We start from the raw sequence: 13141 nt of genomic DNA, 5'->3' as shown, positions 1-13141 counted from the left end.
GTGCCAAGCCAAGGTCTTGGCCCACCCCCTCTCGGGAATCAACTGCTCCGAAACCCGGAGCCGGAGTGATTTAGAGTTCTTTTTACTCTCATAGAGGGCGTGAGACGCAGAGAAGTGGAGAGTGATTTTATCTAGAGAATTCCAATTGAAGCTCAGAAGTCTTTAGCCTCCGTCTGCATGGCGAACATGCACAAAACCGCCTAACAACGACAAGCTTTATGCATGTAAGAGTTCCTGTAGAAAGAAAACAGAGTTTTTTGATTGAAATATTGACTTTTCATAATGTTATCGCTTTTGATTAAAATGACATTCAGCCTTTTGTAGTCGGTGGAAGAAACTGGCTCGTCTCCGGTTGTCCGGAAAATACAACTGCGAACGCCGCTTTCTGCTCCTTTGAGTCAAAATGTTAAGACAATTCATATGCGTTCTGAGGAATCTTTTTGAATCTTGGGAAAAGGAACCAAGACCCCTCTCATGTTAATATTTACTACGATTCGAGGATAATGTAATTCATTGGGCGTTTACAAAAATATAAGTAAAAATGCTTGCGCGTGCGTACATTTTAATTATCAACTTGAAAGAAAATTTCTTAGAATTTCAAACATATCGTTTCTGAACATATTAAGGGGGATTGTAATTTTTTTTCTATTCGTCAAAAGGATTGTTATCATAGTTACTGACCCTTTAGTTATTTTAACGCTTTTTTTGTATATTTTAGTGATGTCTTTTTTTAAAATGATCTTCCTCGGAAATAATCCCTTTTTATATATTATTAAATTATTATATATGGTAAGCGTGATGCGCGATTCATGGTAAGCCCAAAGTGTAAAAATTATTATGAATATCCAAAATAATATTAATGGCCTTTCGCTATAATTTTTTGAGGATGATTCGGAATGCATTTTTAAAATAAAAATGAATCCGGGGACTGGAATTAAAAGCATGAAGACTTGAACCCAGAAATGTGATCGATATTTTTTTTTACTCATTTTTCAGGAAAGTTGAATATTATAACTTTGGAATGCTCGTAGGGATGGGGGAAACATTATACATTGGTAAAATTTCTACTTTTGGGCGATTTCCTGTCCGGAGATTTGGAGTATTCATTTTTTTTAGATTTAAAGGAGGTAAAACAATCTTCGGCTTTCCTTTGTCTCTTAGAGCCGTATTGAGCTCTGTAGAACCAGAAGCTTGGACTGTAGAACCAAATATATCTCGAATTGAACTATATGTTAACATTTTTCCGAAAGTTTTCAATTTCGTATTAAAAAAGTTTGCAGTTCCGTTTTTATATTTTGTTAACATTTGATTTGTGACCTGCTTAAAACTTCCGGCACCTTTAGTCAGTCCTTGGATGCCCGGCGTAGGTATCAAGCCTGTTGCAGCGCCTAATGTGGTATCGAATATAATTTGACCTGCAATGCCGACTTTACCTTTTGTGTTTGGATCATAATTCTTAGCTTCGGTTGCTACACTTGAAACGAAACCTCCTGCAGCTCCAGCCCAAATAGGATTTCCTGTACGATATAAGACTTCTCCCTGAACTCCTCCAGCGACACCTGCAATAAAATAATCCAAGCCGTCACTCGGAACTCCTGTAGCGTTATCTGCTGCATACCTCGCAGCTACACCAGCGGTGGCCCCAAGCCCGAATGCAAATAAGTCATCAACCCAATGGCCTGTAGGATCTTTATATTTAATTGGATTATTCTTTGTATATGTATATTTATTCCATCCCTGCGTATCCTCCGAGCCATCAATCACACTATCCGCACTTGTAAACCTTGCGATCTGCGGATCATAATACCTAGCATTATAAAAATAGAAATTAGTCTCTCTATCTAACTCTTGTGAATTGTACTTAGGAGCAAAATCCAGAGTTCCTCTTTGAACAAGAGTCTCTCCATAAGGCTCATATTGCATTCTGCTAAGAGTATGAGCTCCTTCATCCAGAACATGAGCTACCGAATCTACTTGATCGGTTAAGAAATATGCAGTGACTCCGTTTTCGTTGAGAGCAGCAATTCGGACTCCGTTTAGATAAACGTTGTTAATAGAACTTAAAACATTCGTTTCTTCAGAATATTCTAATCCATAAAATTTGCTAGGATAGAGGATCTCTTGGATTTTTAAAGAGGCGCCACTTGGAACTAAAGCTCTCTTACGGACTCTGAATCCACCCTCATCATATGAATAATTACCAATTGTTGTGCTGAGTGCATCTTGGACCTGAGTAATTCTGTTCTGAGAATCTACAGTGATGGTTTTGGTCAGATCTTTGAAATTGTCTCTCTGGTAGGTCATGTTCCCGGAGGAATCGTAGCTCATGACCAGTCGATTGTTACCACTTTGGGTGGAATCTATATGAGTGACTTGGTGATTGGAATATTGGTAATTCCATTCGTCGATGAGAGTATTATCGTTGAAGTTATGATTTCGTTTTGCGGTTAGGTTTCCGTTCTTCGAGTAGGAAAAACTTTGGCGGAAAGTTTTGGTATAATTATCAGCAGATTCTTGGTATTGTCCGTCTGCTGCTGTTAGACGATTGAGTCCGTCATAGGAATAATTATAAGCAGTTGTATATTCGGAAGAAGTGTTTGTAATCCCTGTAATATTGTTTCTGCTATTGAATGCATACACTGCATCTTGGAGGGTTTTAGTGGTTCCATCCACATCTCCGACTGAGTTGATTCGAACTAGTCTTTGTTTTACGTCGTAAGTATAATTGGTTTGGACACCATTCCCAAGAGCAAATCCTGCAGTTTGTCCGAATTCGTTATATGTGATATTTTCTACGATTGTTTTACTGCAGAAGCCTGGAATGATACCGTTTGTATTAACTTGGACTGAAATTCCAGTGATATAACCTGCAGTTCCATAGTTATAACATGCCTTCATTCTGGTATGATTAACCGGATGTTCCGGATAATCTATTGAGATGACACGACCTAAAAGATCGTATTTATATTCTGTAATATAAGGGCCATTTGCCAGTTCAATGGTTAGGTTTTTGATTTCTCTGGTTTCTTTTTTAGCACGATCTAATTTGTCATAGCTGAATGTTTTAATCTGAACGGAATCTTCTACTCTTACTAGCTTTCCGAGTGCATTCTCGGATCCGGATCCGCTATCATAATCGAAATAAACAGTTCCTTCCGGAGTATCTTTGGTGAGCATTCTTCCGAGAGAATCATAAGTAAAGTTAGTGGTAATGCCGCGAGCATCAATACTTTGGGTAGTATCTCCAAATGCATTATAGGAAGCAGTGCTAACTCCAAAATCAGGGTCGCTATTTTTCTTTAATCTTCCGAATGCGTCGTATAACCAATAGGCTTGGTTTTTACCGGAAGTATCTTTTACAGTAATCCCGCTTGTATCACAGGACAAAGCTCCTCCGTCATTCAGGTCAGATTTTTTGATCATCTTACCTGCGATATCAAAACAGAAACCTATCTTTGCCTGAACTCCATCTGAGCCGAAGTCTTCGATGTAAAGGACTTGGCCTCTTCCATCTTTTACGGTTCGTTTGCTAGTTCCACTGCTATGAGTTTCAACTGTTTCAAAAGGATCATTATAGGTAACGGTTAATGTAGTTGCTTCTGTTTCTCCAGCTGCAACTGGAAGAATTGTTTTCTTAGCTCTTCCGATAGCATCGTAATCGATGTAGCTTGGGTTTCTTTCTTGTGTGTGTAGAACAAAACTATCTATCTCATCTGCATCTGCCCAATCCGGTTGTCCTGAACGGATAACCTGTCCGTTTCCATTATAAGTGATCTTTCCGGAGCGAACAAATTGTCCATTAGATCCTGTTTTAACGGTATGAACAACTCTTCCCATTCCGTCTTTATAAGAACGAAGTGCAAAACTAGGGTCCGCTCCACCGGTAGGGAAAGTTGTTTTAGCGCTATAAGGAAAACTAGATCCGTATTCATAAACTGCAAGAACCTTGGACCCGGAATCCGTATCCGCACTGGATTCGACGAGTCTTCCAAAATCATCATATTCGAAATAATTTTTGTTTCCATTCGGATCCGTGGAATTATCAGGAGAGCCGAATGCTTTTCCATAATTCGTGGTGTATTTTGTTTTAAGCTGGAAAGATCCACCGAAGCTTGTTTGTTCTTTGACGAACTGATGGAGTTGGTCATCGTAAACGTAGGAGGTTCCGCGATTCGGACTTGCACTTACATTCTTCTCTTCCGTTTGATTTCCGTAGGTATCGTATTGGTATTCTGTAATGTTCGCAGAAACAGAAGGGAGTCCGCTTCCAGTATAGGTTACTGAGTTACGAGTTAAATTTCCCTGGGAATCGTAAGTAAGAATACTTGTGGTTTCATGAGAAGACCCAGAGAGAGAAACCGTTTTTTTAGGTCTTGTTTGGTTACTGCTAGAATCCGTTTCGAAATCTGTGACTGTTGTGAAACTTTGAGAAGGATGTGCAGAATCTGCGTAATGATCCGTGTTTGTATCCGTTTTCTTAGTTAAATTATATCCGTTAAATACAACAGAACCTTCGGATGTAGTAGTGGCGGTTCCATTGATATAATTCTGGGTTTTACTCAATCGAGCAAGATAGCTGATCTTTCCAGCAACTGTTTCTATCTGTTGGATCTCATACGTTTTTTTAGAAGAACCGTAATCCTTATTATCAGAACCTATGATATGCATTTCTTTTTCGGCACCTGCAAGTGCACGGTTATGCATAAAGTTTGAATAAGGTTGGCTGAAATAAGAGTGAACAGTACGGGAACCGGTTGCATCGATCATAGTGAATTCTGTAAAACCGAATGCGTCTGTTTCCTTTTTACCATTGATGAATGCAGAGAAAGAAACACCGTTTTTATAGTTGTAATTCTTGAGGATCTTATTCCCAAGTCCATCTTCTAAATTGATCTTAGTACAAACTCTATAATTAATATAAAGATCCGGGATATTATCTCCGCCGTTATTATCGAACTTAGTAGAATTATCATATTCTAAAGTATAAGTTCCACCTATCCCGTTCTTGATCTGCTCTATTACATCTGGTACCGTACCAGTGGACATTGCAAAATACCAAGTCGGTTCTTTAAGATGAATGATCCCTATGTCAGCTAGCCCATCTCCGTTATAATCTCCTTGGATCCATTGGAATGGATAAACTTTGGTCATCAGATCTGGACGATCCATTGACAAAACAAATACAGGAGAAGTAGCAGAAACGATCTTACTTTGAGAAAGATCATAAACTTTATTTTCTCCATCAGAGACTATGATCGGATTTCCTCTATGATCGAATTGATTGGAAAATCCTACGAGACCAGGGCTATATGCAGTCCTTGCAACAGTAGTTGCAGTAATTCTAATTTTAGAAAATACAATAGAAGAAGTATCCGTAGGATCTTCGTAAACGATAGAATTTCCGGTTACTTCCGGATAGAGTGCGTATTGGAGCCCAGCTTGACTTGTTTTATCATAAACAGTGGTGGAAACAGGAATATTCACGGAACCGGTCAGAAGTTTGAAGTTGATAGCAGAAGTCCCGATGGTTCCTAAATACCATTTATGTGTTGTTCCAGTTCTATCCACGAGAAGGATCTGTGCTTTTCCGACTCCCGCAAAATCACCGGAGAAAACACTGAAACTTGTTCTTCTGTTTCGATTCGTTTCGCTTCCAACTTGAAATAGATTCTGCAGATAAGAATCCAGAACATCCCCAGTAACGGTTAAATATTTCGTTCCACTTGGTCCTGTGAGTAAAAATCTTTGAGCACTATTAGTTGTCTGGTCATTTAAAACCAATGCGGATTTGGAATTAGTAGAATCGAAATTATCGATTGCGTAAGCACTCGAATTAATATCAAAAGATACAACCTGAGAATCAGCAATACTTACAAGATCTGTTCTTTTGAATGCAGTACCACTATCTAAAGTTACTACAAAGAATTTACTAGTAGTTCCAAAATCTCCGAAGAACAGAACTTCATCTCGAGTGTTTACAGTATAACGATCTGCTTTTCCATTATTTATAGTTACGATCCCACTAGTCTCCGGATTAAAGCCGGTAAGAACTGCTTCAGTAAAAGTAGAACCCTTCTTAAAATCGAAGACTCCTGTTTTTCTATCGAATAGAAGTAATTCAGGAGAAGCACTGCAATCGTTTGTAGTAAAACATCCAGGATATGCGATTTCCCCTTTTCCCGGGTTGGAGTTCCCATCGTATTGGTAATCTAAAAGAACTGTTTTAGTATCGGAAGAAGTTGCAAATACTCCAAATCCTTTGACCGGATTTACTTCGTCCAAAGGAAGAGGAGTTTTCATCACTCTTTCCTGGTTTGGACCGTAACTCATATCGCTATAAATCTTGTATCGGAATCCGTTAGACGTTGCTTCCCCAATCCAAAACTTCCCATCGGTTTCCGAGAAAAATCCTATATCGGTAGCTCCATCCCCATTAAAATCCCCCTGGAGCCAACGAGTGATTGTTTTGAATTGAGGAGACTTGGACCAGGTCTTAAAATTAATGGTCTTGTTAATTGTCTCTCCAAGAGTCCATTCTCCAGAAGAACGATCGAATAATAAAAAGTCCGAAGTTCCATCTCCATTAAAGTCTCCGGAGAATTGATCATTGGAGAATAGAGTCTGCTCAGGTGCTATAAAAACTTTGTATAATACCCAGTTAGTTTTAAAATAGATTGGATCTGTTTTATCAGGATTTCTAAGATTTTCTCCAACAAACCATTTTCCAGTACGTTGGTCATAAAGAGAAATATCAGTTAGCCCATCCGCGTTATAATCCCCGCTTAAGAACTTAACCTTTGCTCTATCTTTTCCATCAATGCTGCTATCATTTGTGCCAACACTATCCAAATTCGCATTCGGAGAATAATCTCCTCTAAATACATTTTGGAATTTTTTTCCTATTTTCAAAAATTCAAAACTACCACCCTTGTTCAACATCAAGGTCCAAAGACCGGTAGGTTCGTCGAAAAGTAGAGAATCAGAAAGACCATTCCCATCATAGTCTCCGGGGAACCATTCCATCCGGAAAATATCCGGGATCCCACTCAACAATCTTCCATAATTACGGAATTGGAATACTTGTCCGTCGTGTTCTGCGACTATAAAGTCTCTAGTTTCAGGCAGATATAATGCGATATCGGCTCTTCCATCACCGTTAAAATCTCCACTAACGTTGCCTTTGAAGAATCGAATCTTAGAAGGACCGTCGTAGTTTTTATAACGGTTTGCGTAAGTTTTGAAACTATATCCGCCTTCTTTTCTTCCTTCTGCTGCTTTCCAATTCCCTGTTTGGGGATTGAAGACTACGATATCCGAAATCGCATCTCCGTTAAAATCTCCCTCAAAATATTCAGTGGATGCAGGCAACAGTTCCGTTTCACTGGAAGTTTGGTTTACAACATTCTGCCAAGTTAATAGGCCTGAAGAGTTGCTATATTTGAATTCAGGTTTTGTAGTATGATGATCCGAATCTACGGTTTTGAGTATGGGTCTTCCTGAGTCGAAAGAAGTATCATATATAAGATTATAAGTCCAAAGTTTCCCACCTGTCCAACCCACTTCCATTTTATCTAGAAGTTTGTCCATAACCATGGTGAACCCTGGAGCCATACTTACATACGAGTCCCCCCTGGATTTTGTGATAAATTTCACATATTGTTTCGCAGGAAATCCACTTCTACTATTTCCAGTATATTTGATCTCTTGAATGTATAAGTTCCGTTTTTCGGAATAGTTAGAAGTATCGTAAGTGACCTGCATATAATTTCCATTCCGGTCTTCCGTTTTAGAAAGATACCAACTATATGTTCTTGTGATCTGGTTTGGATCATAGATCCGATTGGAAGAAGAATCTCCATAGATCGTTTTGGTTCCGCCAGAATCCAAAACCTCCCAGGTTCCTCCGTTTTCTATATTCGTTAATTTTAACAATGCAAAATCTTCTTCCGTGATCTCCGGTCTGTACATACCGTTCTCATTGGAAGTGGAACCGGAAACTTTGATGAGTCTTTTTCCGTTCCAAGTAAATGTATCCCTGGAGTCATAGAACAAAGCCCCATATTCGGGAGTTCTTGTGATTGCTCCAAGACCTATACTCCAACCAATACCTGTCCATCCATCTCCTCCTGTAGAAGAGTAGGATAACGCTAGGTTAGGTTGAACACCGGCTCTACCCGCAGGAACTTGGATAGGATAATTTAAAGAAACCGCTCCAAAATTATTCGGTTCTGGTGGTGCGATAAACATTGCTCCAGCCAAGGCATCCGCTTTTGTTTCCGGGTCATCGATCGCTTCGCTATAGTTTGTAGAAATAGAAAATAGATCACTTCCTTCCGGTGCAGGTGCTGAACCTGGAGACAAGAAAGAAGTTCCAGATGGTAAAACTCCTGCGAATCGGAATAAACGATTCATCATGTCCGATCCACCAGAGCAGGAAGTTAGAAAGAGGGGAAGAATGACCGAATAAACGACCATCCTTTTCCAATATTTCATATTATATTTTCCGAAAATTCTGAGTTACTGAGTAACTTTTGTCCAGATGGTGAAATCTCTTTCTATCAAAGGTGCAATGAAGAAGTTGTTCATACCATACTGGAGAGCGCCAGGTGGACTAGTCAGGTTAAAATTCAAACCTCTAATTCTTGTAAGGAACGCGTCTACTGAGTACCATACAACGAAAGCATCTTGTAGGTTTCCGGCAATATTAGGAAGACTTTGATTTCCTTGGTTACTAGTGCTTACAAAAAAGTCTCCTGGCCCTTTGGGAGATAAGGTAGGAATGGAAACGGTTCTTCCTCTAATCGTTGATTTTCCGCCCTCAGTATGCTCCCAAAGAGATATTAGATTTGATCCGCTAACAAAAGTATTGCCGATCTTTTTGCTAGCGGCACCTAACATCGAATCTATTGCCGTAGGAGAGGTTTCTCTTGCAAACGCAGTATTTAAATCGACTGTCCTGACATAAATCCGATTTCCTTTGGAATAGTTTAATATTCCGATATTTCCGCTAGTTTCACATCTAACCTTTGATACTCCGGTATCATAGGCAACGATAGGAGTGCTTAGGTTACCAGTGGATATAGTAATGATTTGAGCCTTTAAATTATTATCCGGCGATCGCCATACCAAAAATCCTTTGTCTCCCGACGCACATAGTGAAATCTCAGGATCGTCGAGATTGTAACCTGAGGCCGTTAGAAATATTCCGCTTCCACCGTTCAATAATGTTTCCTTAATTTTTGTTCCGGTAGTTATGTTAATAGAGCTTACGCCACCATAATAGTATGAATCTGAATATGATGCTCCCATTGAGGCAAATACGGCAATATCCCCTTGGAGTTTTGAAGATAGGAAACTTTGGAAACCGTTTGCGGCTGTGGAAAATGTTAAAGCTGTAGTTGCTGCGGTTACGGGGGATCCATTGCTATTTTGATAGATTCGAGTCCTAATTTGCATATTTGGACTGCCAGCAGCTATCCAAGCAACAATAGTTCTGGTATCTCCTACGTTTACTGTAACTGGAGAACCCATTATAAACTCTGTAGTATGTCGTGCCACTAATTGAGAGGTGGCCGACGTGCTTAAAGAGTTCATATCAAGGAATTTAATATAGATGGAGGCATAACCTCCATGCAGGTCTGGATCTTCGGTATTCCTGATCGCGACTGCTGCCTTTGAATTTTTTACATCGACCGCGAAACTTCCGATCCCTGTCGTAGGGGTAATATCGGAGGAAAGAGAGAACTCATTGGTGAGAGCTTCTCCGGTAGATACTTTAAAATATCTACCGAATAATTGTCCCATATCGTTTGCCTGGTTTTTCGTTAAATAAATAACTAACGCAGTATCTCCTGATATAACAACCTTGGGTGCAATAGGGTTGATGTTTACCGTATTTTGGCTTGTTGCAAAATCTGATTTAGCCGCATCGAGTCTATAGACTTTCCCGGTGTTTGCGGAAAATCCGAATAACCCGGTAGATAAGAAAGTCGGAAAATTGGATGCATCTGCCCAGGAATTCCAATGAGCCACTCCTTTATTATTATTCCCCATCCAATTAATTGCGTCTAGGTTTGCATTAATTCCTAAACAATTCAAAGGATGAAATAGATTTGTACTACAATTTACGGAACTTCCTAATTCGAATGGAAGATACTGCTTTGTTTGCCACGCATTTGGAATAAATGCGGATTGTACTTGTGTATTCCAGTCGCTGTAAAAACCACTTTCGACACTTAGTCTTACATCTGGAGAAGTGAGAGTACCTTTTACGAATATTTCAGTCGTTTTTCTTGAGAACTTTTTGATTGGTGGATTGATTGTTATATTATAGGACCCGTCAGCGGCCTGTGCACCTATTGAGGAAATCGAATAAGCATTAGAATCCCCTAATATATAAATATTTTCCCCAACTTCCGCTAAACCTGTGCTTTTCGATACTTTAACTATTGTATTGCCAATCTCAACTGTATTTCCTAATTCTCCTCTCATTTTGCGCACATCTTGGTATTTTAAAGGCCAAATTGTCCTACGATATGCGTTATTTAAGGAAGGGCGTAAGTATAAATTGATCAAACTTACGCTTGGATCTACATATTCGTGAGCAGTGGGGAGCTCTATACAGAGAGAGTATGTTTGATTTACATAATCTAATGTTCTTCCACAGTTTTTTGGTTTGAAGGAATTGGAATTGTCCAAATCTTTTACAATGTGAAACCAGTCTGATCTTTCTCCACCGAAACCTAAGCTGATCTCCATATCTGCAGCTTCATTAATGCTAAGCTTCTTGAGATCATTCGTAATATTGTAATTAAAATCAGAAAAATATTGAAAGGTTCCGCTAGTAATAGGAAGGCCGAAATTAGGAGTTAAATATTGATTAGAATCTAACTTGATATTTAATTCAAATCGTTCCCCAAAGCCTAACTTTCCTAAAAAGAGCGATTTTATTTCCGGATCATATGGGTAATTTCCAAAGGAATTTAAATCCCAGGATGTATTAAGTTTGTATTCCCTTTGAGTCTCTAAAGGGTTTGTTCCAAAAGTTTTCTCTTCTTCCTTCTTTAAAAGATCCTTAAAGGAAATATAAACGATATCATAATAATCGCCTGCCCAAATGGTAGAATCTACACCTTTCACCATCGGGACCTTTTGGCTATTTGTAGGATCGAAAGTTCTGATCGAATCGTCCAAGTCTTTAAAATATTCGGTTAGATTATAATACTTACCGTTCGAGTAGATCGCCCAAACACCTGAATTTGCTTTTTCTTCTTCGGTCCATGTGCTAATAGGTCTTTGCACGCAAGCAGTTCTTGAAACTCCGTCTGATCCAATTCGAGTTTGAGGGTCGCAAGGGATATTCGTAGGAATTGGACCTAAACTTTTAATTCCCTTTAAATGTAATTTAAATTCTCCTAATGCAGGTGCTACTTCGGATAAATCAACTACATAGTCTTGAAATTCTATCTTTAGCCCGTTACATTGCAATCGCTCCAAAGCTTTTCTGAGGCTTATTCCAGGGGAGAGTATTGTCGCTGTTCTTGCGCAGGTATCTGAACTATCAGGTGTATCGAATGCGGCGACGCGATACATTTGTCTCATATTCGGCCCGTAGATCCTAATTAATCCAGTTCTCCCTTTCGCGTTCTCTTCTATTATTTTTAAGTTATTACCTGAGAAATTTAAAAGACTAGATTTGTAGTTCGAATCCGGCACATGGCTCATTTCGTAATCAACGATGAAAATTTTAGGATTATAGCCGGCAGCCATGGCATTCTCAATTTCGGAAGTATTGAGACCTGGAAGCTGGACCACGTAAGGCCCAAATTCCGAACCTCCATAAACATTGACTTCGAAGAGACTATAGTCGTCGTTCCTTAAGCGGAAACTTTGGATCGGGATCAAATCTCCCGTTCCATTTTCAAACATAAGCGAGCAAAGTATGTTCGTAAGTTTGACTGGCATGTTTACAGAAGTATTTTTTATATAAAGTGCTGCCCGAACATAGCCTGCATTTGCATCTACCTGAGAAGTCTCATTGATTTTTTGAGTTTTTTCTGAGCGATATTTTTTTGCATTCGAAGTAGCGGACGATGATTTCAGATTATTGGCTTGTGTATCTATATTATTTTTAAAGGGTTTATCTGCCCATTTTGTTGTGGTTGTAGAGAGTGAGTTTTTTGCTTCCCAACTATTTGATGTACTAGATGAATAATTTAGTCCAAGTTGTACCGGTCCGATCCCGCTTTGGGTTCCATATGCAGTGCTTTGGCTTGTTGAATTGGATAGCTCGTTCGAGCTGGCGAATGAATCCTGGAATTGAACCGTTCTTAAATTAAGTTCATTTTGGTGGATTCTTTCTGAGCCTTGTGTTTTATTCGATTCGAAGTCAGAAGAGGTGATATCATTTGAAATTTCATCCGATGTGCTTTGTGAATTTTTTAAGATTTGGATCTTCATCGTAACCGGAGGGGCGATAATCGCTTCTATTACTGGGTAGTCGGCGACCCAAACGTTAGTTGTCGTTTCGCTTTCGTTTAATATCCCGTCTCCGTCAAAATCATTTACTATAGTGGTTCCCGTTGGATCAATGACTCCTCCCAAAGCGGTTGCCTTTACTTTTGTGCCTGGAGGTAAGGTGAACAGATTATTGATTGGGGTAGTCGGAGTGATTCCTGGAACTCCGCCTTTATCTACAATCAGCGGAACTTTTTCTGCAACGAGCCAGGTCGCTTTCGATAGATCGACATTCCCGTCATCCCAAAAGTTCCAACTTCCGGAGCATCCAAAGAAATTGAGGGCAATAATTAATACTGCCATCTTGAATTTCGGGAGAATTTTGTAGATATTCTTCATATTATAAAACCTGAATATTTATTTTTCGGGACTAAGATTTATTTCCAGGCCCGGAGATATTTAATCGTGGTTTAACGGTTTTATGAATGAGATTTTCCGGTCAATCTTTTGGCAAAAATGAATATTAAAATTTGTTAATTTAACTATCCAATTTGGGATATTCTTGAGTTGGAAGTCTGGCGTTATGATGTTGTTTTGATCGATCTGATTATCCTAAATTGGACATAGACGTAATTGTTCGAATGTAACTTGTTGGTTGGAATATGCTGCCTTTCCTAGGGGACGG

Annotated in this window: 2 protein-coding genes; both read right to left on the bottom strand. The window is 39.2% G+C overall.

From position 1 onward, the window contains the following. Positions 1-1008: 1008 nt before the first annotated feature. Complete coding sequence (locus CH377_RS13535) at positions 1009-8415, bottom strand: SpvB/TcaC N-terminal domain-containing protein (RefSeq protein WP_243401988.1); 7407 nt, start codon at positions 8413-8415, stop codon at positions 1009-1011. 102 nt (positions 8416-8517) lie between these two features. After that, entirely contained in the window at positions 8518-12819 is a 4302-nt protein-coding gene (locus tag CH377_RS13530) for an LIC12048 family lipoprotein (protein WP_243401970.1), read from the bottom strand. Positions 12820-13141 lie beyond the last annotated feature (322 nt).

Origin of the sequence: Leptospira haakeii, from assembly GCF_002812045.1 — a bacterium.
In the GTDB taxonomy this organism is placed as follows: Bacteria; Spirochaetota; Leptospiria; order Leptospirales; family Leptospiraceae; genus Leptospira_B; species Leptospira_B haakeii.
This window is presented reverse-complemented; position numbering and strand designations above follow the sequence as displayed.